We start from the raw sequence: 24243 nt of genomic DNA, 5'->3' as shown, positions 1-24243 counted from the left end.
TGTAAACCAGTATCGCCCTAAAATCTTCCTTCATCCTTTTTTCATAGCCAGAAACACTGACCATACTCACTATGCAGCATTTTTTATCGGGGTATCGGTGGGCAGAATGGGGTATCATTTGTTCAATGTTTTTTGATCAACAAACCATCGCTAACTTCTCACGCTGATTACTTCAATGACCCTTAATACGCACTTCCCGCTTCAGCCTGTTTTTGACGGTCATAATGACCTTTTGCTGCGCCTTTGGCTGAACGAGGCATCCGATCCCGTTTCAACCTTTTTAAACGGTTCGCCAGAGGGTCATCTCGATCTGCCGCGGAGTCGTCAGGGCGGATTTGCCGGTGGCCTGTTCGCGGTATTCATTCCGCCAGCCTCCTACATGCCGAAGCTGAAACCGCATGCGGCGCAGCAACCCCACGATCCGCTGGCAATAACGCATCAGCAAATCAGTCTGCTACAGCGTATTGAGCGTCAATCTAACGGTCAGGCGAAGATTTGTCGTACCGCGGGCGAAATTGAAAGCTGCATCGAACAGGGCGTGTTGGCGATGGTGCTGCACATCGAAGGGGCCGAGGCAATTGACGTTTCACTCGGCAATCTGGACGAATTTTATCAGGCGGGTTTGCGCAGTATCGGTCCGTTATGGAATCTACCGAATCAGTTTGGCGTCGGCGTGACCGGCGATTTCCCCGGATCCCCAGACAGCGGTGACGGCCTGACGCTGGCCGGTCTCGGTCTGCTGCGCGCCTGCAATCGGAAAAGAATCCTGATTGACGTCTCGCATATGAATGAGAAGGCGTTCTGGCAGACAGCGCGATTCAGCGATGCCCCGCTGGTTGCCACACACTCCAACGCACATGCCCTTTGCGCTCAACCACGCAATCTGACCGACAAACAGCTGGCCGCGATCGCTGAAAGTGACGGTTTTGTTGGCGTCAATTTTGGCAACGCCTTCCTGCGAGCGGACGGCAAACGCGACGCCGACACGCCAATCGACCGTATCGTACAACACATTGAGTATCTGCTGGAAAAACTCGGAGAAGACCGAGTGGGTCTGGGTTCAGACTTTGACGGTATCAGTGTTCCTGAAGCGTTAGGTGATGTTAAAGGTCTGCCATTACTGTTACAAGCCATGAAACATGCAGGTTACAGTAATGCACTAATTGAGAAACTAGCCTGTCGCAACTGGTTAAAAGTATTAAAGCAAACTTGGGGTAAATAACCTCTTTTCGGCTTTATAGGGCGCTTTCAGAGCCTTCCCCATACAGTTTGTGTGGTTGATATCACATAAGCTTAGGAGGAACATCTGCGGCGCCAAATTTTCTAATATTTGACAACGAGCACTTCATCTGCCGGAATTAATACTGGCATGATGTTTTTTTAACCTGCAACACCACGAGGAGTTGACCATGACCACTTGGACTAAACCTAAATTTGTAGATCTGCGTCTGGGCTTAGAAGTTACGCTGTACATCTCTAACCGCTAATCCCTCTTGCCCGCAGTTCGCTGCGGGCATTTTCTTTTTTTCTTCTTTTCCTGGTCTACACATGCTGATTAACGTTCTTGGTTCCGCTGCGGGCGGTGGCTTCCCACAGTGGAACTGCAACTGCAACAACTGTCAGGGCGTACGCAACGGCACCATGAAAACCTCGGCACGTACGCAATCCTCGATTGCTATCAGTGATGACGGTATTGATTGGGTGCTTTGTAACGCCTCTCCTGACGTCTGCCATCAGATTGCCGCCACGCCAGACCTGATTAAACACGGTGTGCTGCGCGGTACGGCTATTGGCTCAATAATTCTTACGGATAGCCAGATTGACCACAGCGCAGGTTTGCTGAATCTGCGTGAAGGCTGTCCGCATCAGGTATGGTGCACGCCTGAGGTCCATCAGGACCTGACCACCGGTTTCCCGGTATTTACCATGCTGTCCCATTGGAACGGCGGACTGGTGCACCACGCGATTGACCCCGACCAGCCCTTCTCCACTGCGGTGTGTCCGGCGCTGAAATTTACCGCTATTCCGTTGCTAAGCAATGCACCGCCGTATTCTGAATACCGCGGAAAGCCGCTGCCGGGCCATAATATCGCGCTATTTATTGAAGATACCCGCACCGGAAAAACGTTGATGTATGCACCCGGTCTGGGAGAACCAGACGACGCGCTGATGGGTTGGCTCAAGAAGGCCGACTGCCTGCTTATCGACGGCACGCTGTGGCGCGACAACGAGCTGGCCAATACCGGCGTGGGCCGCAACACCGGCAAAGACATGGGTCACCTGGCGCTGGCCGAGAAACAAGGTCTGATGGACCTGCTCTCCTCGCTGCCCGCCGAGCGTAAAATCCTTATTCATATCAATAACACCAACCCAATCCTCGATGAGTCCTCCGCCGAGCACAATGCGCTGACCGAGCAAGGCATTGAGGTCAGCTGGGACGGCATGCGTATCGAGCTTTAGGAAACCGTTAATGAACTCATTTAATGCCTCTGCGGCGCTGATGACGCCAGAAGAGTTTGAACAGGCCCTGCGCGCCAAGGGTGCCTACTATCATATTCACCATCCTTATCATATCGCCATGCACAACGGCCAGGCCACGCGTGAGCAGATTCAGGGATGGGTCGCAAACCGTTTTTATTATCAGACCAGTATTCCGATGAAAGACGCGGCCATCATGGCAAACTGCCCGGATGCACAGACCCGCCGCAAGTGGGTACAGCGAATTCTGGACCACGACGGGCAAGGCGACAGCGAAGGCGGCATTGAAGCCTGGCTGCAACTCGGTGAGGCCGTAGGCCTTGAGCGCGACGTGCTGCTATCAGAAGAAAGGGTGTTGCCGGGCGTACGTTTCGCCGTTGATGCCTACGTCAACTTTGCCCGCCGCGCAGTGTGGCAGGAAGCGGCCTGTAGCTCGCTGACCGAGCTGTTTGCGCCACAGATTCACCAGTCGCGCCTCGACAGCTGGCCGAACCACTATCAGTGGATCCAGCCTGAAGGCTATCACTATTTCCGCAGCCGACTGAGCCAAGCGAACCGCGACGTAGAGCACGGTTTAGCGTTAGCGCTGGAGTACTGTAATACTGTTGAGAAGCAGCAGCGTATGCTGGAAATTCTGCAGTTCAAGCTGGACATTCTGTGGACCATGCTCGACTCAATGACCATGGCCTATGAGCTTAACCGCGCGCCTTACCACAGCGTAACGCAGCAGCCGGTGTGGCATAGAGGGAAGCTTCTGTGATCGAAATTAACGTCAATCAGGTGCCGATGTTCCGTCGTGGTTTCCGTTTACAGTGGGAACCGACCCAGAACAGCCACGTGATCCTTTACCCTGAAGGCATGGCAACACTTAACGAAAGCGCAGCGATGATTTTAGAAAACGTCGACGGTAAACGTCAGCTGTCTGAAATCATTGATGGGCTAAATCAACGCTTCCCGGAAGCGGGCGGCGTTGACGAAGACGTGAAAGAGTTTTTTGCCCAAGCCTACGAACAAAAGTGGATAATTTTCCGTGAACCTGCCTAAACCCCAAGTCAAACCGCCGCTCTGGTTGCTGGCGGAGCTGACTTACCGTTGTCCGTTGCAGTGTCCCTACTGCTCCAATCCGCTTGATTTTGCCAAGCAGGAAAAAGAGCTGACCACCGAACAATGGATTACGGTGTTTGAACAGGCCCGCGAGATGGGCGCTGTACAGATAGGTTTCTCCGGCGGTGAACCGCTGGTGCGCAAGGACTTGCCTGAACTTATTAAGGCAGCACGCGATCTCGGTTTCTATACCAATCTGATAACCTCAGGCATTGGCTTAACCGAGAAGAAGATCGACGCCTTTGCCGAAGCAGGTCTGGACCACATTCAGATAAGCTTCCAGGCAAGCGACGAGACGCTGAACGCCGCGCTAGCAGGCTCTGCCAAGGCTTTCCAGCAGAAGCTGGACATGGCAAAAGCGGTCAAAGCCCACGGTTATCCGATGGTGCTGAACTTCGTGCTGCATCGCCACAATATTCATCAGATCGACAAAATCATCGAACTCAGCATTGAGCTTGAGGCCGACGACGTCGAGCTGGCGACCTGCCAGTTTTACGGCTGGGCGCAGTTGAACCGTGAAGGCCTGCTGCCGACGCGCCAGCAAATCGCTGATGCAGAAGCCGTCGTCGCCGATTATCGCGTGAAGATGGCCGACAAAGGCAATCTTGCCAACCTGTTGTTCGTGACGCCCGACTATTATGAAGAGCGCCCGAAAGGCTGCATGGGGGGTTGGGGCTCGATTTTCCTCAGCGTCACGCCAGAGGGTATGGCCCTGCCTTGCCACAGCGCGCGTCAGCTGCCGGTGGAGTTCCCTTCGGTGCTCGAACGATCGCTGCAGGACATCTGGTACAACTCGTTTGGGTTTAACAAGTATCGTGGCTTCGACTGGATGCCGGAGCCTTGCCGCTCCTGTTCGGAAAAGGAAAAAGACTTCGGTGGCTGCCGCTGTCAGGCCTTTATGCTGACCGGCAATGCCGATAATACTGATCCGGTGTGCTCCAAGTCGCCACATCACGGCAAGATTCTGGAGGCGCGCGAGCAGGCCAACTGCACCAATATTCAGGTCAGTCAGCTCCAGTTCCGCAACCGCCAAAACTCCCAGCAGCTGATCTTCAAGACGCCGGTAGCCTGATATGCAGCAACGGCAGCGGCTGGCGAACGGCCTGTGGGTCACGTTGACTCATGACCCGCAGGCGTCACGCGCGGCCGCGCTGTTTCATCTGGCCGCCGGTAGCCATCACGAACCCGAGCAGTGGCCTGGATTAGCGCATCTTCACGAGCACGTGGTCTTTGCCGGTAGCCAGCATTATCAGGGTGACCAGCGGTTGATGGGCTGGGCGCAGGCCGAAGGCGCACGCCTCAACGCCACCACGCTGCCGACCGCTACCGCCTGGTTTTTTGATATCCCTGCGGCCAAGCTGGAAGACGGTTTTGCCCGTATGGTCGATATGCTGGCGCAGCCGTTGCTCTCTCGAGAAGCTGTTGCGCAGGAAATCACCGTCATTGACGCCGAATATCGGATGCTCACCACGGATGCTGAGACCTTATGCGAGGCGGCGCTGGGTGCCGCGTTCGATTCCCCCGCCGCACTGGCGCGGTTTCACGTCGGTACGCTTGCGCACTTTGGCGATGATATCGACGCTCTCCAGCAGGCTTTGCGTGACTATCAGCAGCGCTTCTTTCATACCGGCAATTTATCGCTTCAGCTCTTAGGGCCGCAGCCCATTGAGGAGTTGGCGGCGCTGGCCGAACGTTATGCGGGCATATTGCCTGCCGCCAACGGCGCGGCTGTGCCAAAGACCGAACCCTTGAGAATTAACGCCGCGCAGACCTTCGCGCTGCGTAATGAAGGTGCACCTCGCCTGCACCTGTCTTTCGGGCTAGAAAATATTCATCGCGCCAATGCTTCCTCGCTTACCCTGCTGCGTCAGCTTGCAACCGACGAGGCAGAGCATAGCCTGCTGGCCGCGCTTCGCGAGCAGGGATGTTGCGATAACGCGCAGCTATTATTGCCGTACAGCAGCGATAATGGGTCTATCGTCACCTTTGAATTTATGCTCACGGGAACCCTTCGGCCTGCCGCCACGCAGACTGAAACGATTTTCGCTCACTGGCTGGGCACGCTGTCTTCCTTGAGTCCCCCCCAGCTACAGCACTACGCCGGTCTCGCTACGCAGGAGTTTGCCCGCTTGACGCCGGTTGATAAGCTGCGCACCACCGCATTCGGTTTCCCTCCCGTCGATGCCGCGAATACCGCGCTTGTCAGCGACTGGCAGCAGCTACTGAACCAGCTTGTTGCCAGCAATATGACTCGATTATGGGTAACCCCCGACATTACGGCAGAAAACCGGCATATTCAGGGATTTTCACTGCCTTTGGCGACAATTCCTGACTGGTCTACCGAAATTTCAGCGCCGCCAACGCTGGCCTTTTATCCCCTTGGCGATCGACGTTCGGCTCCAGTGCTGCCCGCGGAGTCCGTTCAACTTGCGCATCATCAGAGTGATAACGAAAATGGGGTGTTGATCCTCAGCCCTGCCCAGGGTGAGGCATTGCCGCTGCGCTGGGCCAATATTCTTCAGGCCAGCCTGCGCGCCATTGCCGCAGGCTGTGCCCACGCGGGCGGCAACCTGTCCTTTGAGCGCCATCAGGGCCAATGGCTGTTGCTGCTCAGCGGCGATAACGGGCTAATGGTCAATACCCTCGATAACCTGCTGACCCGACTCTCAGCCCTGCCCGCAACGCTGCGTGCACAAGGAGAAAGGCAGGCCGTTCAGGCCCGGCAAGCGCTGCAAACCGATATCGCCATCCGCTGCCTGCTGAACCAGTTGCCACGGCTGTTGTCCGGCGAGCTGCCAGAGGCAGATTTCGAGGCAAATAAGGGCGCTGAAAACGAGAGTGAACGTGACGACGATAATGGCGTTGAAACGCTGCCAAGGCTTAGCTGGAATGCCGCGCTGTATGGCGGAGACGCCGAGCTGCAAACGGCGCTATCGCATCTGTTGAGCCATTTTCCTGGCAAGATAAACGCGCGACATTTTGCGGTCACTGCGCCACAGCCAGCACGGCCAGAGTATCGCTTCCCCACCCAGGGTGAAGATGCCGCCGTACTGCTGTTTTGCCCGCTGGTTGAATCAACCGCGTCCTGCCTCGCGGCGTGGCAGATTATGGCTTCACTGTTCGAGCCGTTGTTCTTCCAACGACTACGGGTCGAAAAAAACATCGGTTACGTGGTTACCTGCCGCTTTATGCAGACGGCGGGCGAGAGCGGTATACTGTTTGCGGTGCAGTCGCCGAGCCATACCCGCGAACAGATAATGACTGAAATAAGGCAATTCATCGAGGAAATGGCGACAAATATCGCCCATATTGCCGACGATGTGTTAGTTGAAAAAACCACTGCGCTGATTGAAAATCTTCAAAATACCCCGCAGGACAAGCAACAACAGGCGCGCGATCGCTGGCTAGCCCAGCACACTTTCTCCCCTGCACTCACTCCCGAGACCGTTCCGCGCCTCACGCGGCTACAGCTCCAGCACTTCCACCGACAGCTTTGTGAGCAACAAGCGCGATGGTGGCGGCTGACAAATACCCCGCATTCCCTCTGAATATTCAATAAAACTGACCGAACCGGTCAAAAGTTTGCGGTTGTTATGTGACCAATCTGGGGTGAGGATGTATCTTTAACTCATCAACTGTCCAACGTTGTGGAGCATCTCGTGGGATTACTAAGTAAATTCTTCGCGAAGTTATTGGGTACTGATTCGACACCTACGCCCCTAAAAGAGGAACCAAAGATGACTAAAGTTCTGGTACTTTATCATTCAATGTATGGTCACATAGAAACTATGGCGCAGAACGTTGCAGAGGGTGCAAAAAGCGTTGCTGGCGTTGAAGTTACGCTTAAACGCGTGCCTGAAGTGATGGATGCGGAATCCTTTGCAGCAGCCGGTGGTAAAGCAGATCAGGCGGCTCCTGTCGCCGACCCGTCAGAGTTGGCTGATTACGATGCCATCATTCTCGGCACCCCGACTCGCTTTGGTAATATGTCCGGGCAGATGCGTAACTTCCTCGACAGAACCGGCGGTCTGTGGGCCAAAGGGGCACTGGTTGGCAAAGTCGCCAGCGTTTTCACCTCTACCGGCACCGGTGGCGGCCAGGAGATGACCATTACCTCCACCTGGACCACGCTGGCACACCACGGCATGATTATCGTTCCCATCGGCTACAGCACCGGTGAGTTGTTCGATATTTCTCAAGTCGGCGGCGGCACGCCTTACGGTGCGTCGACCATAGCCGGCGGCGACGGATCTCGTCAGCCCGACACCCGCGAACTGGCCATTGCCCGTCATCAGGGCCAATATGTCGCGCAAATTGCCGCGAAACTCAAGGCTTAACGCCCGATAGACTCAGGCAAAGCGCCGTCTTTGCCTGAGCATTCTCCCCGTCAAGTTCTCCAGTTCTGAATATCTCCCGGACCTTCCTCACAGATTACGAAAACAACGTCGGTGAATTCGAGGTTTTGAAAAACTCTGTGCACCACCTCATAGTCAATTGGATGCTTTCATAAACTTTATTGATTTCTCGCCGTTATTTTTCAACATAAGCACAATGACCCCATTCTGACCGCCATCCTATATTTGATACGTCAGCGAACTTGCCTTTTAAAATTAAAAGGAAAATAAAATGGTATGGTCGAAAAAGGGTCCTGAGAAAAAATCCTATGTCCGCATAGGAATTTTATTAATGATTTTGTTTTTATCGGTCGTAGCCTATGCGGATCGTTCTATTTTATCGATATCAGGGTCGGCGATTAAAGACGAGTTTGGCCTCTCATCTATTCAACTTGGTTTTATTCTTTCCGCTTTCAGCTGGGCCTATGTCATAGGACAAATTCCGGGTGGGCTGTTTCTCGACCGCTTTGGCGCGAAGCGAGTCTATGGCGTCACGCTGGTGCTCTGGTCGCTCTCCACGCTGGCGATGGGCTTCGTCGGCGAGTTTGAGCGTGGCATGGCCAGCGCGTTAATGATTATGTTCAGCCTGCGGTTTTTACTTGGACTGATCGAGGCACCGAGCTTCCCCGCCAATGCTCGCGTCACCATTATGTGGTTCCCAAAGGCCGAGCGCGGCAGAGCGTCTTCGCTGTTCGCTTCGTCGCAATATTTTGCCGTCGCGATATTCTCACCGCTTTCCGGCTGGCTGGTGTCAGAATTCGGCTGGCAGTGGCCGTTCTTCGTATTAGGCATTATTGGCGTTGCCGCCTTCTTTGTCTGGATGGCATTTATGCGTGAGCCGCGCCATCACCCTTTAGTGTCGCAGCAGGAGTTGGATCATATTATTGACGGCGGCGGTCTGGTTGATATTGATTCCGTTCATGAGCGTAAAGCCAAATCACGTTTATCGCGCGCAACCGTTAATGGACTGTTGACCAACAGAATGCTGTGGTGCGCCTACCTCGGCCAATATTGCATTATCGCGCTGAGCTATTTCTTTATTACCTGGTTCCCCATTTATCTGGTGCAGGCCCGCGGCATGGATATATTGCACGCCGGATTTGCCACCATCGCCCCTGCACTCTGCGGTTTTGCAGGCGGAATCTTCGGCGGATATATCTCCGACTACCTGCTCCTCAAAGGTTGGTCGCTCTCCTGGGCGCGTAAGGCCCCTTATATTGTCGGCATGCTGATGGCCGCAACGCTCATCGGTGCCGCCGTCATTGACAGCAATGTCTGGATTGTTGCCATCATGTCATTCGCCTTCTTCGGCAAAGGCGTGGCGGCAGGCGCGGGGACCTGGACCGTCATTAGCGACACTGCGCCAAAAGAGGCCGTCGGGTTGGCCGGTGCCATCTTCAATTGCGTAGGCAATATTGCCGGAATAGTCACGCCCATTCTGTTTGGCTATATCGTTGCCATCACAGGTGATTACAGCATGGGCCTGTTGTTCGTCGGCGCACACTGCATCCTCGGTGCCCTGCTGTTCCTGTTCGTAATGGGGCCTATCGAACGTGTCCGCAAAGACCCTACCGATGCAGCCCTCGAAAAAAGCGTCGCGTTCAAGGCCGGGCACCCGCTGTCTCGCTGAAACGCAGACCCATACCCAAAAAGCCAGATTGCCTAAGCGTCTGGCTTTTTAATTTTCCGTACTGGTGTCATTATTATTGCCTACTCCTTCTTGCACTCCATCGGGGAAAATTTATGTCGTTAACGTCCCTTGAGCATCTCGGTGAGCTGCCCGCCGAGCAGTGGGATGCGCTGGTTCCTGCCGGGCAACCTTTCCTGCGACACGCATTTCTGACCGCGCTGGAAGACAGCGGCACCTTCGGGCCAAGATCGGGCTGGAAGAGCCAGCATCTCTTATGGCAGGAAAACGGTAAGACGCTGGCCGCGGTTCCGGGGTATCGTAAATCAAACTCTTCGGGTGAATACGTTTTCGACCATGCCTGGGCCGACGCCTGCTATCGTGCAAGAATCCCCTATTATCCCAAATGGCTCGGTGCGGCGCCTTTTAGCCCGGTCGGCGGACGTCGACTGCTGGGCGCACACGATGCAGCCCAGAAGCTGTTGCGCGCCGTTCCCAATTTTCTGGAACAGCATGATTTCTCCGGCGCACACATCAATTTTACCGACCCGCGAGATAATGAGCTGATGGCCGGCGAGTCCGAATGGTTGCACCGCCTTGGCTGCCAGTATCATTGGCACAACCGCGGCTATCGTGATTTTCAGGATTTCCTCGACACGCTGACCTCACGTAAACGCAAGCAGATGCGCAAGGAGCGCGAGCAGGTTACGGCGCAGGGCTTTGAATTTACCTGGCTGAAGGGGGCAGAGGTCACAGAAGCGCAGTGGGACTTTATTTACGCCTGCTATGCCAACACTTATCACGTGCGCGGGCAATCGCCTTACCTCAGGCGCGATTTCTTCAGTCTGCTGGCCGAGCGTATGCCAGAGGATATCCGCGTGGTATTGGCCACGCAGGGCGGCCAGACGGTAGCGATGGCTTTCAGTCTGGTCAGCGGCGACACTTTCTATGGCCGATACTGGGGTTGCCTGGCGGAATTTGACCGGCTGCACTTTGAGACCTGCTTCTATCAGGGCATGGACTACGCGATTGCCAACGGGCTGGCGCGTTTCGATGCGGGGGCGCAAGGTGAGCACAAGCTTATTCGCGGATTTGAACCGGTGCTGACGCACTCCTGGCACTATTTACGCCATCCCGGACTGCGCGACGCGGTTGAAGAGTATCTTGGGCAAGAGCGGGAAGGCGTGCGCGCCTGGGCCATTGAAGCACGAGACGCGCTGCCTTATCGTCAGCCACAGCCTTAGGCGATTAGTGGCCGACAAAACCGCCGGTTTGATGCTGCCACAGGCGTGCATAAAGACCGTTCTGCGCCAACAGTTCACCGTGGCTGCCAATCTCGACAATCTGCCCTTTATCCAGCACCACCAGGCGGTCCATCTTGGCAATGGTCGACAGCCGGTGGGCAATAGCAATCACCGTCTTGTGGGTCATCAGCGTTTCCAGACTCTCTTGAATAGCCGCCTCGACTTCGGAGTCGAGCGCCGACGTCGCTTCGTCCATGATAAGAATCGGCGCATTCTTCAGCAGTACGCGAGCGATGGCGATACGCTGACGCTGTCCGCCAGAAAGTTTCACCCCACGCTCACCGACGTGCGCGTCCAGTCCCGTTCTGCCCTGCGGGTCAGAAAGCTGCGGGATAAACTCATCGGCACGCGCCTGACGAATGGCTCGGTTCAGCTCCTCGTCGCTGGCGTTAGGGCGACCATACAACAGGTTATCGCGAATAGAACGGTGCAATAGCGAGGTGTCCTGCGTAATCATCCCGATTTGCGCACGCAGGCTCTCCTGCGTAACTTCGGCGATGTCCTGTTGATCGATAAGTATCCTGCCACCATCAAGGTCATAAAGTCGGAGCAACAGGTTAACCAGCGTCGATTTGCCGGCGCCGGACGGTCCAATCAGCCCAATTTTCTCACCCGGACGAATGGCTAAATCCAGTCCGGTGATGACGCTGCGTTCTTTGCCGTAGTTGAAGGTTACGTGGTCAAAGTGAATCGCACCGTGGTTGACCTTAAGCCTTGGTGCCTGCGGCTTATCGGTCACGGCAATCGGCTGGGCGATAGTTTGCAGGCCGTCCTGCACCATGCCGATATTCTCGAAAATGCCGTTCACCACCCACATAATCCAGCCCGACATATTGACGATACGGATAACCAAACCGGTCGCCAGCGCAATGGCCCCGACGCTAATCAGCGATTGGGTCCACAGCCACAGCGCAAGGCCGGTGGTGCCGACAATCAGTAGGCCATTAAGGGTGGTTATCGCTACGTCCATGCTGGTCACCAGACGGCTTGCCAGCTGGGTTTTCTCGGTCTGCTCGCTGATGGCTTCGCGGGCGTATTCCTGCTCGAGATCGGTATGAGCAAACAGTTTGAGCGTCGTGATATTGGTGTAACCGTCAACGATGGTCCCCATCAACTTGGAACGCGCCTCGGAGGAAACCACCGACCGCGCCTTGACGCGAGGAACGAAGAACCACAGGCACAGGCTGTAGAGCACAATCCAGGCAATGAGTGGGATCATCAGATGCCAGTCGGCTTCGGCAAACAGCACCAGCGCACTGACGGCATAAATAACCACGTGCCAGATGGCATCCACCGCCTGCACCGCAGAATCCCGCAGCGAGTTGCCGGTTTGCATAATGCGTTGTGCGATACGTCCGGCAAAATCATTCTGGAAGAAGTTCAGGCTCTGCCGCAGCACGTAATTATGGTTCTGCCAGCGGATCAGGCTGGTCATGCCCGGACTGATGGTCTGGTGCACCAGCAGGTCATGCAGTCCGATAAAAATGGGCCGCATGATGAGGGCCACTGCCGCCATCCACAGCAGTTCCCCGGCGTGCACGCTGAAGAAACTACCGGCCGGCGTGGAACGGGTCAGGTCGATAATCGTGCTGAGGTAACTGAACAACGATACCTCGATCAGTGACCCAATCAGGCCAACGATCAGCAGTGCGATAAAGCTGGGCCAAACCTGACGCAGATAATAAAAGTAAAAGGGCCAAACCTGGTTGGGTGCCGCCGCATTAGGCGGAGCTTTAAAAACATCAATCAACCGTTCAAAACGACGGAACAACATACACGCCTCTCATATCCTGGAGTAATAAAATCTAGCTATAGAATTTAGCTTTGGAATGGGTAGTCGAGGGCTGTATCGCCCCGGTCCAATAATGAAATTGCTATAAAAACAAAGCTTAGTGCATTTTGTGGAATGTTTGCGGGCAGAGTTGTCTGCAACATTCGATACCTTAAGGCGTGAGGCTAAAGGTCTGTCTATCAAAAAGTGCGCCGGTCATCACGCAAACTCACGGAGTATGGTATAAAAAGCGCTCAGCTTTTTAACGGCATTAACCACATGAAAAACAATAGTATTTACACGCCTGCGCAGCCGGTTGCGGCGCAGAAGCGCGTACTCGGCTGGCGCGATCTGTTCTCGCTCTGGTTTTCACTCGGGATGGGTCTCATGGTTTTGCAGGCCGGTGCGATTCTCGCCCCTGGCCTGGGTATGGCGGGTTCGCTGCTGGCTATTTTTACCGGCACGCTGGTCGGCGTGATTTTGCTTGCGCTGGTCGGTGTGATTGGTGGACAAACCGGCCTTTCATCAATGTCTTCCCTGAGCCTGAGCCTCGGGAAAAGAGGCATCGCCCTGCCTGCACTGTTTAATATCTTGCAGCTTATTGGTTGGGGCGCTTTTGAAATTATCGTCATGCGTGACGCCGCGAGCTTGCTTGCCAAACAGGCCTGGGGGCCGCAAAGCCTGTGGGCAAATCCGACGCTGTGGACGTGGGTTTTCGGCTTCCTCGCCACGCTGCTAGCCGTGTGCGGGCCGTTGGCGTTCATTCGCGTCGTGCTGCGCCGCTGGGGCATCTGGCTGCTGATTGCCAGCTGCGCATGGCTGAGCGTAAACCTCATCCAGCATACGTCGCTCACCGCACTGTGGCATAAGGCTGGAGACGGCAGCATGCCGTTTGCGTTGGCCTGCGATATTGTCGTGTCGATGGCGCTGTCCTGGCTACCGCTGGTGTCTGACTACACCCGTTTTGGCAAAACCTCACGCCAGAACTTCCTTGGCACCGCCTGCGGCTTCTTCCTGGGCAGTCTGTGGATGATGGCGCTGGGCGCGGCCTACACGCTGGCCTTCGTCAGCTCTCAGGACAGCAATGCGCTGCTGCTGGCATTGTCGGGGGTCGCGCTGGGTATTCCGCTGCTGCTCATCCTGATCGACGAGCACGAGAATACCTTTGCCGACATTCACTCAGCCGCGCTCTCGACCGGCACACTGCTGCCGATAAACATCGGCAAGCTGAGCTGGGCTATCGGCCTGATTTGTACGCTGATTGCCTGGGGGGTTCCACTTGACCGCTACGAGAATTTCCTGCTGCTGATTGGGTCAGTGTTTGCGCCGTTGTTTGGCGTCGTGCTGATGGACTACTTCGTGCTTCGCCGTCGTGAGCCGTCTACCCGCAGTCTGGACGGGCGCGCGCTGGCCGCCTGGATCCTCGGTATTGCGACTTATCATCTGATAGCACAGTTTTACCCTAACCTGGGTGCGACGCTGCCGTCGCTGCTGATTGCGGCGCTGTTCTGCTGGTTGTTCAGCAAGCGTCGCTGAGGGAACTTAACGTTTGCAGCGCCGACTTTTGCGCATTGGCGACGTGATGGCGTGCGGCATTCTCTGCCGCATCACCGTCACGCGCCTTGATAGCCTGAAAGACCGCGTCTATCTCGCGCAGACTCTCGGGCAAGCGGTCTCGTTGCAGCAGTGAGGTGGCACGGAGCAGATTGACTCGCGAATGCAGCGTGGTCAGCGACTCCGTCACCAGCTCGTTGCCACAGTGCGCCAACATAATGCCATAAACCGCATTTTTGGCCTGTAGCACTGTGGCCCTGTCTTCACTAAGACTCACCTTGCGTAATTGCGCTATCGCAGCGGCTAACGCCAGGATGTCTGCTTCACTGGCCGACTGAGAAAATTCGCGGGCAATAAAGCCCTCGAGCAGGCCGCGCATGGCGTACAGATCGGCGGCCTCTTTTAACGACAGGCTGGCCACGATCGGGCCTTTGTGTGGCAGGATATTCACCAGTTTTTCGGCTTCGAGTTTTCGTAATGCTTCACGAATCGAGGTGCGACTGACCCCGAGCTTCTCACAAAGCTCGCGCTCGACAAGCCGTTCTCCCGGCGCAAAATGCCCGTTCACGATCGCCTGCCGTAATACATTTTCTACCTGAAAACGCAGCGTTTCGGCTCGCACCAGGCCAATTTCAGAAGACATCATGGAGTTCCAGTCCAACGCAACGCGTGCTTAACGCAGCGCCGAGTAGTCAGTCGGTGACAAGAAATGGTTTTCGATTCGCTCAACGATCGGCTGTTCTGCCTCGGTGGCGAGACGTTTAGCTAACCACTCCTGATCGGACTGGAAGGCGTTCCACTTCTGCTCACGCTCGGCCAGACTTTCCCATTGCAGCATGTAGGTCAGCGCATGGTTGCTTGTACCGACAACCGTGGTCCAGAAACCAATTTGTTTGATGCCGTATTTATCGAAAAATGCCAGCGTGATGTTTCTAAAACGGTCATGCAACGCCGGCAAGCGACCTGGCGCACAGTGGTAAATCCGCATCTCTACGATCATGTTTTTTCTCCTGAATGAGTGAGCCTGAGGTCGGCCCTTCGACCTCCTAATATATACACCAGGAAAGACCCGCTTTCGCTGCAAAATAGTGTCAAAGTGCGTTGGCAGCCAATATCTCTTGCCTCGATGTAGCGAAATACGGTTTATTTAAACCCTCGTTTTAATCACAGCGGCAATGACAATTAAGGAAATCAGCATGCGTATTCTGGTAGTGGGAGCCGGGGCAACGGGAGGATTTTTCGGCGGACGTCTGGCACAGGCAGGCAGAGACGTGACGTTTCTGGTGCGCGAGAAGCGTGGGGAGACGCTGAAAAAAAGCGGGCTGAACATTCATACCCCTCAGGGTATTACCTGCGTACAACCCAAGCTGGTGCTGGCCTCAGAGCTGAAAGACACCTTTGACGTGGTTATCCTGACGGTGAAAGGTTTTTCCCTTGAGGCGGTCATGGAGGAGTTCGCTCCGGCCGTCGGCGAGCAGACGCTGATTTTACCGGTGCTGAACGGCATGCATCATCTGGAAAAGATTCAGCAAAGATTCGGAAAGCATAGGGCAATCGGTGGACTTTGCAGAATCAACGCCACTCTGGATGCCGAAGGTCAGGTACACCAGATGACAGCGCTCGACGAGCTCATCTATGGCGAAGTTGACGGTGAACGTTCAGAACGCATTGTGAAGCTGGATGACCTATTACAAAACGCCGGGTTTACGGCGCGGCTATCGCGCCATATTGTCAGCGAGATGTGGGAAAAATGGCTGTTCCTGGCAAGCGTGGGCGGTATTACCTGCCTGATGCGCGGCAATATGGGGCAAGTCAGCCGTGCGGCGGGAGGACCGGCGTTTATTTCGGCGTTCGTCGAGGAGGTGGTCGCTATCGTGGTCGCAGGCGGTTACCGGGAACGCCCGCACGTTAAACTAAATACTATCAAAGAGTTGACTAATGAAAACTCGACACAGACGACCTCGATGTACCGCGATATGACTCAGGGTCTGCCGGTTGAGGCCGAACAAATCCTCGGTTCTCTGGTCTCGATCGCTGAAAAAGCCGGATTAAACACGCCACTGGTCAACGCCGCCTATACGCATATGTCGGTTTATCAGGAAAATATCAGGAAATAATCAACCGGGAGGGGAAGTGACGTGGAATACACGCCCCCTCGAAAAGGGGGCGTGTAAGAACGAAGAGATTAGGAGGTGAATTCTTCCTGCTCTGCCTCTTCTTCCTGCACGTGAACCACAGGCTGAACGACAACGGCAGGTTTAACCGCTTCGATTTCCAACTGCAGAACGCGACTGGTGCGATCCATTTCACGCTTCGCCAACTCAACGTTACCGTTCAGCTTCTGGCCGTAAGAAGGGATCATCTCTTTAAGCTTGCTCTGCCATTCTGACGTCGCCACTTTGTCTTTAAAGACACGCTCCATCAGCTCAAGCATGATTGGCGCAGCGGTAGAAGCACCCGGTGAAGCGCCAAGCAGTGCGGCAATCGAGCCGTCCTGCGAGGTGACAACTTCAGTACCGAGGCGTAGTACACCGCCCTGCTTGCCATCTTTCTCGATAATCTGCACCCGTTGACCGGCAACCACGAGACGCCAGTCCTGTTTTTTGGCATCCGGGAAATACTCTTTCAGCGCAGCCAGACGCTGTTCTTCGGTCAGCATCACCTGATTAATCAGGTATTTGACCAGATCAAAGTTGTCGAGGCCAACGCGCACCATCGGGAAGATGTTGTGCAGGTTAACGGTGCCAAAGAGATCCCAGAGCGAGCCATTTTTCAGGAACTTGCTCGAGAAGGTGGCGAAAGGTCCGAACAGCAAGACTTTTTTGCCGTCGAGCACGCGGGTATCCAGGTGCGGCACCGACATTGGCGGTGCGCCCACGGACGCCTTGCCGTAAACCTTGGCCTGATGGCGTTTAACGATTTCTGGGTTATCGGTCACCAGGAACTCGCCGCCGACCGGGAAGCCGCCGTAGCGTGAAGCCTCTGGAATACCTGATTTTTGCAGCAGCGTCAGGGACGCACCACCGGCACCGATAAAGATAAAGCGGGTTGTTACGCTGTGTTCGCGGCCACCTTTCTTTGAGAAGGTCACGGTCCAGGTTTTATCCGCATTACGTTTAATGTTCTTAACTTCATGGCCGAGATTCAGGCTGAAGTTTGGTTTTTTACGCAGAGATTCAACCAACTGATGGGTGATTGCGCCAAAGTTGACGTCGGTGCCGCTTTCGATGCGGGTCGCCGCCACTTTCTCTTTAGGGTCGCGGCCTTCCAGCACCAGCGGGATCCATTTTTCGATCTGTGCGCGGTCTTCCGAGAATTCCATGCCGCGGAACAGCGTGCTGGTTTGCAGCGCCGCATGGCGTTTACGCAGGAATTCGACGTTTTTCTCGCCCCAGACGAAGCTCATGTGCGGCACGCTGGTGATGAACGAGCGGGGTTCACCGAGCACTTTCTTCTCGACCTGATAGGACCAGAACTGTCGAGAAATCTGGAAGGCCTCGTTAATCTCAACCGCCTTGGCGATTTCAACCGAACCGTCGGCTTTCTCAGGGGTATAGTTCATCTCGGCCAGCGCCGAGTGGCCTGTACCGGCGTTATTCCATCCGTTGGAACTTTCGTCAGCCACGCTGTCCAGTCGCTCATACATATTAATCGACCAGTCAGGCTCCAGTTCCTGGAGATACGTGCCTAAGGTCGCGCTCATAATTCCGCCACCGATCAGGACAACATCAACGATTTTATTTTCCGCCGCTGCCGCGTGTTTAGACAGCGCCATCAGGCCCATGCCTAGAGCACTGGATAGTCGATTTTTCATGATTCACTTCTCACTTTTAGCTAAAGCAGGTGAAAAACCCAACGTTCCTTGTGACCAAGGCGGCTTCGTCTCTTCTCAATACCGGGAGTATTCAAAAGCGGCCAGTGTTTTCCACACTAATCTAGTGGTTATTTTTAACAAAAAATACCAATCTACGTAACTAACATAACATTTTTGCCACTTACGCGATAATAAATTTAATAATTCAAATATTATGATAATGGCATAGTTATGGGAAAAAATTAACCAGTTATTCACGTAAAACGTTTCCGAAAACAGGACAAAAATCCGCAATAAGTTGAATTAAAAGACGAAATAAAAAAGGGGATTTTGGCGATTAAAATGTGAACATTAGTAAGAATTAAAAAAGTGCGGTGATTAAAAACCGCACAGAATGATTAAGCAACGGGGGACTGAATGCCCCAGTTGCAATTTACACCGATAAATCAAGCGTGAAGCATGTCTTTCTTGATAGCGTCAACCGCACGCAGAGAAAGTGCCACCATACTCAAGGTTGAGTTGACCGTGCCCGCAGACGCCATCGCGCCGCCCGAAGCGATAAACAAATTTCGGTGGTCATGGGTCCGCATCCAACCGTCTACGACCGAATCTTTCGGGTCATGGCCCATGATAGTGCCGCCCATAATGTGGTTGTTTGGGTTGAAATAAGGCGTGGACTCAATTTCTGTCGCGCCAAACAGCTCGGCAATCTGTTGCAGGTGTTGGCGAGAGCTTGGTTCAGCGCGGCGCACATATTCACCCACGTCATAGGTAATATGCGGATACGGGATCCCCAGCCCATCTTTTTTGGTGGTGCTAAGGCGCAGGCGGTTATCCGGGTTGGCCAAAATATCGTGGTTCACATAGATATCCATACCGCAGGCCGCACGGCGGCGAATTTCTTCGTCCAGCTTTTTACCCACCAGCCCCATTTGTAGAGCCTTGACCCCCGCCTTATGGTTCTGTGAGGTGTTGTTCATGCCGATCTGAATAGCGGAACGATCGCGACGGAAATCACCGTCGCGGAAGTTGGTAATCGAGCTCATCTGCACGGAACCGCCGCCGGTCCAGATAGGTTCTGCCGCCTGGAAGCTCATCAAAATGCCCGGATGGTCCATCATATTGCGACCGACATGGCCCGAGCTGTTGGCAATCCCGTTCGGGTTACGATCGTTGGCAGCCAGCAGCAGCAGCTTGGGCGACTCGATACCATTGCCCGCCAGCACGAAGGTTTTGCCGGTCACACGGGTCGACTTCTTGTCCGGATCGTAGAAATTAACCGCCACAATCTCGTTGGAGGCGTTGGTTTCCATGCTGTAAACAACCGCATTAGAGATAATTTTAGCGCCATATTCTTCTGCTTTTACAATGGCATGGATACCGTTAAACATTGCGCCAATGGGGCATATCGGCATGCAGTTGTTGTTGCCGCAGCACTGAGGGCGTCCGTTGTAAGGGCGGCTGTTACGCGCCTGAGGGACCGGCGTATTTTCGTAACCCGCCTTGGCGACCACCTCGGTGAACCGGCGGTCAGCGGGTCCATAAGGCATCGGCTCCATCGGGAACGGCTGCTTACGCGGCGCAACGTATTTCAGCGTGGTGTCATTCGGCCCGTTGACCCCCATCGCCACCTCCGCGCGGTAGTAATAATCCTCTAGCTCGTCATAGGTCACCGCCCAGTCGCGGCCTACGCCATAGGTGCTGTACAACTGGAGGTCATGCGGCAGAAAACGCCAGGTCGAGGCGGCCCAGTGCCAGGTGGTACCGCCAACGCCGCGCACCACCCCCTGACGGTAGGCAGAGGCGTCTGGACCATCAACCTGCGGGTACTCGTTGTAAGGGTGTAGCTGTGGATGAACCGCCCAAGGCGATGCCGGATAAGGCGTCGCATAATCAGACTCGGATTTATTCACCGGCGGCATATTACGCCAATTTTCAACGACCTGAGCACGCTCCCAACGCGGCCCTGCCTCTAGCACCAGTACCGATAATCCGGCCTGTGCCAATTCTTGCGCCACGAAACCACCGCAAATCCCGGCGCCAATCACGACGACGTCTGCACTCAATTCATTAGACATTTTTAACCTCTAAAATTTTTGTAGGCGCCCTGCTGCGCGCGATAATCATTCGATACACGTCGCGCTTAGCGGCGTTTGCGGCGCAGACGCCACACGGCGAGCAGCACAACCAAAATCACGACAATCACACCACCCGCAAGGGTTGCTGGACCGGCCACGCGTGCAATGAGCGGCGTCGCTCCACCTTGACGAATAGTTTTCACGTCCTCTTCGGTCACGGACAGCTGCGGATTGCCATACTGCTTGAACAGATAATTACTTAGCGTCGCGACCTGCTTGTCACTAAGCGCCTGCACGTCCGAATACGGGCCGAATGCTGGCATCAGTACGGATTTCCCGTTGACCGTGCGCTGTACGCCAAACAGGATGGTCGATACCAGATTGTCCGGTGAGTCGCCGCCCAGCGTAGTGTTGTGCACCAGCGAAGGATAGAAACCGTCATGCGTGCCTTTACCGTCCGGCTGATGACAGCTGGAACAGCTGGCGTCGTACAGGGTTTGTCCCGAAGCCTCGGCAGAAAGGAACTTGGAGATCGGATGAATGCCTCGCGTCGCGGTGTCAGAGTTGGAACCGGTACCAAATTCCGACGCTGCTTGGGTCTGTGACGGGTCACGAACCGGAGGCAGGGTGCGCAGGTAAGCAATGATCGCTTTGATATCATCGTCATGCAGATATTGCAGGCTGTTGGTCACCGCTTCGGCCATAGGCCCGGCAGCCTGAGCCTTGCCGTTGACGTGCCCAGTTTGCAGATACTGCGCCAGATCTTTATCGCTCCAGCCACCGAGGCCACTCACCGCATCGCTGGTCAGATTTGGCGCATGCCAGCTGCCCAGCATGGCACCGGTGTACAGTGCATTTCCGCTCTGAAGCGCCATCAGCGCATTGCGCGGGGTGTGGCATTCGCTACAGTGCTCGACGTTATCGACCAGGTATTTTCCGCGATTCCAGGTGGCATCCTCAGACTCCACGGGGGTAAACGGCTTGTTGTGCAGGAACAGCAGATTCCATCCCGCCATGGAGAAACGCAGGTTGAATGGGAAACTCAGCTTGGTCTGCTGCGGCTTTTCATCAATCGGTTTTACGCCATGTATAAAGTAGGCATAAAGCGCGTGGATATCGGCATCGGTCAAGCCAGCGTAGGACGGATAAGGCATCGCCGGGTAAAGATGACTCCCGTCTGCGCGAATCCCCTGACGCACGGCATCGGAAAATTGCTTTTCCGTATAGTTTCCAATACCGAACCCTTTTGAGGGCGTAATATTGGACGAATAAATGATCCCCATCGGCGAGTGAATCGCGTAACCACCCGCAAACACTTTCTTACTGCTGGGATCGGTATGGCAGGCCGCGCAGTCGGCGGCAATCGCCAAATATTGACCACGAGCGATGAGGTCAGCGCCGGTCTGGTGGTCGGAAGGCGCGGCCAACGGCAGACTTTCTGCGGCGTGCGACACCGCTGACCCCATTAGGGCCGCTGCGGCAATGCCCGCAAAATAGAAGGCTCGCCTGAACGGCATTTTTCGGGTTAGTGAGTAATTTGTTGGCAAGGACCTGCTCTCCATAATCTTTTCATTTTATAAATACGCGCGCTGAATTTTGGCCATAGAAAGCCGCGGGCTTTTTCCGGGAGAAAAAACCTTCAGACGTGAAAATGACGTTTATCGTTATCTCGTGCTGCCGGAGAATTAACGCCGGTCAAACAAACCTGCTCAGGCTAGCGCCTGGGGTTTTAGAACGTCAGCAGTCGATCAACCGGAGGCGGATTCGCCACCCAATAGTCAGGGCCGTTGTGAGCATAGGTCGGAATAACCATGCCATCGCGGGGGATCTGATACATTAGCGCCTGCTGATAACCATAGACCGTAGCGTGATATCCGGGCTCGATAACCCCGCTGTACCAGGCCTTGATAATTGTCATCATAGGATCATGCAAAGGCTGTTGTTTTAATTTTTCGTCCAGCGTTTCCACATCGGGAATATTATTTTGCTTCACGAATTCACTGAGCTGTTTTACCTCACCGGCGAATTGGGTATTTTTCTGGCAAAGTGCGGAATAAAGACGCTCGCCCAGCTGAATATCCAGACTATTATGTCCTGTGAGTAAACGCGACAAACGAATAAAGCCATCGAAATCGGCAGAATCGTTATTTGAGTTGGCCGCTAATGCCGGGGTGGAGGTTAATCCGCCGGAGACTAAAGCAAAGCTGGCGATTAATGTGCCGGAACGGGAAATTAAATTTCGTCGTGAACGACCGTTGCTGCTCAGTTCAGAGTTATCCTCTGAATTATTGTTTTTTTTCACATTGTTCCCTAAAGCAAAACCCTGTTTGCATGACATTGAATAGGAAAAAATTAAACGCACGATGGGTGTGTGGGTTGATGCAGAACGCATGCCCGGATTCATCATAGGGGGATTTGTGATGGGAGTCACAGTTATCGGCTCATTATTACGGCGTTAAATGTAACAAAATCATGATTATATGTAACAAACTTCATTGAATTGTTTAAACAAATTCATAACAATAATTTTACATACATTATTTATCGGATAATTTATTTTTTGAAATTACGTTCTAATAAAAATAATCTTAGGTATTATTTTTAGTACCCCTAACGGCATTCAAATATCGAACCAATAGGTTCATTACATTGTTGATGATTATTTTTTTCACATCCATTTTCATATCATGAAATATTATTTAATAACTCGACGCCCTGCTGCTGAATATCTCGCTCGGGAGCTCGACCAATTAACATAAAGTTGTACCCCTCGCGACGCCAATACACCACGTTCATCCCCAGACGTTTTTCCGCGATCTGCGCCTGAGCGCCCGCGCGGGAGCTTGGCGTTATGCATAACGCGAGTGGACCATATTTCTCGTCCAACCAGGAAATTTGCGCAATGTTGTAGTCGTCATAACGCAGGATGCGGGCATTTTTAAGCTGTGCTCCGGTTATCTTTAACTGGGGCGTCTTTAAAGCAATGCCCACCTCTTTCGCTACGCGGTTCAACTCCTGCTGTTGCAGGGCGGGAGAGTCCGAGACGTCGGCCAGCGTATCGGCGGTGTAGAGCGACATATATTGAGCAACCCGATCGCGCCAGCTCTGGTCAGCAGAGTCAGGGTCGGGGGAAAGAACGAAACGCCCCACTCCTGCGCCAATCATCAGGAAACTCAGCGCGGCCGCCAGCAGGCTGCGGCGGCTTAAGCCAACCTTGGTCGCTTCCGCCGTCGGAATATACGCCAGTTTGTCGAGCCGGCTCTGCATCTCGGCGACGGGAGCCTGGTCCAGCATTGGCGAGAAAGCTGCGCCAAAATCGAACTGGGTCTGCTCAAGCTGGGACAAGCGGGTAGACAAAGCCTCATCATGCTGCAAACGTTTTTCGAGGGCGCGTCGCTGGTCGCCCTTTAGCTCGTTGTCTAAATAGGCCACCAGCAGCGTGTCGTCATTAGAAAAAAGAGAAAGATTATCGGTCATGATGTTCTCCCCCGGTGAGAAGCCGCCGCCGATTTTCCTGCCAGCGTCAGTCGGGCACTGGCGAGGCGGCTCATGATGGTCCCGACAGGCACGTCGAGCGTTTGCGCAGCTTCCTGATAAGTAAAGCCTTCAACATAAACCAAAAACACCGCATTACGCTGCGCTTCGGGCAGCTGATTGACGCGCTGCATTACCTGATTGGCCTGGCGCTGATTGTCGAACTCGACGGGGGTGGCATTGAGTTCGTCAATATCAACGAAGCCTTGACCGCGTCTGACTTGCTGCGCACGGACTTCGTTGATCCAGATTGAATGCAAAATGGAGAAAAACCAGCGATCGATCGGCGAACCTTCTTTAATCTGCTGGGCACGTTCAAGCGCACGCACGCAGGTAGCCTGCACAAGGTCATCTGCAACGTCACGTTTTTTTGACAACACCATGGCGTAACGCCATAAACGCGCCAGACAAAGACTCAGCTCATTACGCAGATTAGGGGAGGTAATTTTATCCGCCTTAGTTTTTTGCCATTAAATCATCAGGATTCAGGTCGTGCTTTAATCATATAGGCTTCCTCGAAATATTCCTGAATATTGGTACAGCGACCGTCGAGAGCGACCTCTTATTGATAATAGCAGGGCAATG

At 54.2% G+C, this 24243-nt stretch carries 21 protein-coding genes; 12 read left to right on the top strand and 9 right to left on the bottom strand.

The genetic code is table 11. The features are described 5' to 3' along the window. Positions 1-175 precede the first annotated feature (175 nt). The 10 genes from O1V65_RS19500 to O1V65_RS19455 all read left to right on the top strand — a co-directional run bounded on the left by O1V65_RS19500 (position 176) and on the right by O1V65_RS19455 (position 10847). Positions 176-1222: a dipeptidase gene (locus O1V65_RS19500; protein WP_084913253.1), complete on the top strand. Its 1047-nt coding sequence runs from the start codon at positions 176-178 to the stop codon at positions 1220-1222. 187 nt (positions 1223-1409) lie between these two features. Then, a complete protein-coding gene (pqqA, locus tag O1V65_RS19495; RefSeq protein WP_038328232.1) occupies positions 1410-1487 on the top strand; it encodes a pyrroloquinoline quinone precursor peptide PqqA in 78 nt (25 codons plus the stop codon). A 61-nt stretch (positions 1488-1548) separates the two neighbouring features. Further along, the gene (gene pqqB / locus O1V65_RS19490) at positions 1549-2460 is read left to right on the top strand and encodes a pyrroloquinoline quinone biosynthesis protein PqqB (protein ID WP_269129956.1); all 912 of its coding nucleotides are present in this window, start codon (positions 1549-1551) and stop codon (positions 2458-2460) included. 10 nt (positions 2461-2470) lie between these two features. After that, on the top strand, positions 2471-3238 hold the full coding sequence (pqqC, locus tag O1V65_RS19485) for a pyrroloquinoline-quinone synthase PqqC (protein WP_017493234.1): 768 nt from the start codon (positions 2471-2473) through the stop codon (positions 3236-3238). Then, a complete protein-coding gene (gene pqqD, locus O1V65_RS19480; RefSeq protein WP_017493235.1) occupies positions 3235-3522 on the top strand; it encodes a pyrroloquinoline quinone biosynthesis peptide chaperone PqqD in 288 nt (95 codons plus the stop codon). The genes pqqC and pqqD overlap by 4 nt, the downstream gene beginning before the upstream one ends. Beyond that, complete coding sequence (gene pqqE / locus O1V65_RS19475; protein WP_017493236.1) at positions 3509-4654, top strand: pyrroloquinoline quinone biosynthesis protein PqqE; 1146 nt, start codon at positions 3509-3511, stop codon at positions 4652-4654. The genes pqqD and pqqE overlap by 14 nt, the downstream gene beginning before the upstream one ends. 1 nt (position 4655) lies before the next feature. Beyond that, the gene (gene pqqF, locus O1V65_RS19470; RefSeq protein ID WP_269129955.1) at positions 4656-7130 is read left to right on the top strand and encodes a pyrroloquinoline quinone biosynthesis protein PqqF; all 2475 of its coding nucleotides are present in this window, start codon (positions 4656-4658) and stop codon (positions 7128-7130) included. A 189-nt stretch (positions 7131-7319) separates the two neighbouring features. Next, positions 7320-7919, top strand: coding sequence for an NAD(P)H:quinone oxidoreductase (gene wrbA / locus O1V65_RS19465; RefSeq protein ID WP_017493238.1), 600 nt, complete (start codon positions 7320-7322; stop codon positions 7917-7919). 289 nt (positions 7920-8208) lie between these two features. Continuing rightward, positions 8209-9606 (top strand): MFS transporter, encoded by a 1398-nt coding sequence (locus O1V65_RS19460; protein ID WP_017493239.1) that lies wholly within the window; start codon positions 8209-8211, stop codon positions 9604-9606. A 113-nt stretch (positions 9607-9719) separates the two neighbouring features. After that, entirely contained in the window at positions 9720-10847 is a 1128-nt protein-coding gene (locus tag O1V65_RS19455) for a GNAT family N-acetyltransferase (protein ID WP_017493240.1), read from the top strand. A 4-nt stretch (positions 10848-10851) separates the two neighbouring features. On the opposite strand, the gene O1V65_RS19450 is transcribed toward O1V65_RS19455, so the two are convergent. Further along, positions 10852-12681: an ABC transporter ATP-binding protein gene (locus O1V65_RS19450; protein ID WP_017493241.1), complete on the bottom strand. Its 1830-nt coding sequence runs from the start codon at positions 12679-12681 to the stop codon at positions 10852-10854. A gap of 276 nt (positions 12682-12957) precedes the next feature. Here O1V65_RS19450 and cytX point away from each other — a divergent pair, with 276 nt between their 5' ends. Continuing rightward, complete coding sequence (gene cytX, locus O1V65_RS19445) at positions 12958-14214, top strand: putative hydroxymethylpyrimidine transporter CytX (protein ID WP_227953630.1); 1257 nt, start codon at positions 12958-12960, stop codon at positions 14212-14214. Here the strand turns inward: cytX and O1V65_RS19440 are convergent. Beyond that, positions 14198-14875 (bottom strand): GntR family transcriptional regulator, encoded by a 678-nt coding sequence (locus tag O1V65_RS19440; protein ID WP_017493246.1) that lies wholly within the window; start codon positions 14873-14875, stop codon positions 14198-14200. The two genes, cytX and O1V65_RS19440, sit on opposite strands and share 17 nt — an antisense overlap. A gap of 30 nt (positions 14876-14905) precedes the next feature. Next, complete coding sequence (locus O1V65_RS19435; RefSeq protein ID WP_017493247.1) at positions 14906-15232, bottom strand: NIPSNAP family protein; 327 nt, start codon at positions 15230-15232, stop codon at positions 14906-14908. A 196-nt stretch (positions 15233-15428) separates the two neighbouring features. On the opposite strand from O1V65_RS19435, the gene O1V65_RS19430 reads away from it, so the two are divergent. Then, positions 15429-16349 (top strand): ketopantoate reductase family protein, encoded by a 921-nt coding sequence (locus tag O1V65_RS19430; RefSeq protein ID WP_017493248.1) that lies wholly within the window; start codon positions 15429-15431, stop codon positions 16347-16349. Positions 16350-16417: 68 nt separating this feature from the next. Here O1V65_RS19430 and O1V65_RS19425 read toward each other — a convergent pair whose 3' ends face one another. From O1V65_RS19425 to O1V65_RS19400, 6 genes are all read right to left on the bottom strand, one after another. After that, entirely contained in the window at positions 16418-18046 is a 1629-nt protein-coding gene (locus O1V65_RS19425; protein WP_026110719.1) for a malate:quinone oxidoreductase, read from the bottom strand. Positions 18047-18492: 446 nt separating this feature from the next. Next, positions 18493-20124, bottom strand: coding sequence for a GMC family oxidoreductase (locus tag O1V65_RS19420; protein WP_269129954.1), 1632 nt, complete (start codon positions 20122-20124; stop codon positions 18493-18495). A 65-nt stretch (positions 20125-20189) separates the two neighbouring features. Beyond that, positions 20190-21590, bottom strand: coding sequence for a cytochrome c (locus O1V65_RS19415; RefSeq protein ID WP_416362469.1), 1401 nt, complete (start codon positions 21588-21590; stop codon positions 20190-20192). 263 nt (positions 21591-21853) lie between these two features. Continuing rightward, positions 21854-22516: a sorbitol dehydrogenase family protein gene (locus O1V65_RS19410; protein ID WP_225741541.1), complete on the bottom strand. Its 663-nt coding sequence runs from the start codon at positions 22514-22516 to the stop codon at positions 21854-21856. Positions 22517-22809: 293 nt separating this feature from the next. After that, positions 22810-23601 (bottom strand): anti-sigma factor family protein, encoded by a 792-nt coding sequence (locus O1V65_RS19405; RefSeq protein ID WP_017492215.1) that lies wholly within the window; start codon positions 23599-23601, stop codon positions 22810-22812. Then, complete coding sequence (locus tag O1V65_RS19400; RefSeq protein ID WP_017492216.1) at positions 23598-24041, bottom strand: RNA polymerase sigma factor; 444 nt, start codon at positions 24039-24041, stop codon at positions 23598-23600. Before O1V65_RS19400 ends, O1V65_RS19405 begins: the two co-directional genes overlap by 4 nt. Positions 24042-24243 lie beyond the last annotated feature (202 nt).

Origin of the sequence: Rouxiella badensis (genome assembly GCF_026967515.2) — a bacterium.
GTDB classification, from domain to species: Bacteria; Pseudomonadota; Gammaproteobacteria; order Enterobacterales; family Enterobacteriaceae; genus Rouxiella; species Rouxiella badensis.
The sequence above is the reverse complement of the archived record's forward strand: the minus strand, read 5'-3'. Positions and strand labels throughout refer to the sequence as shown.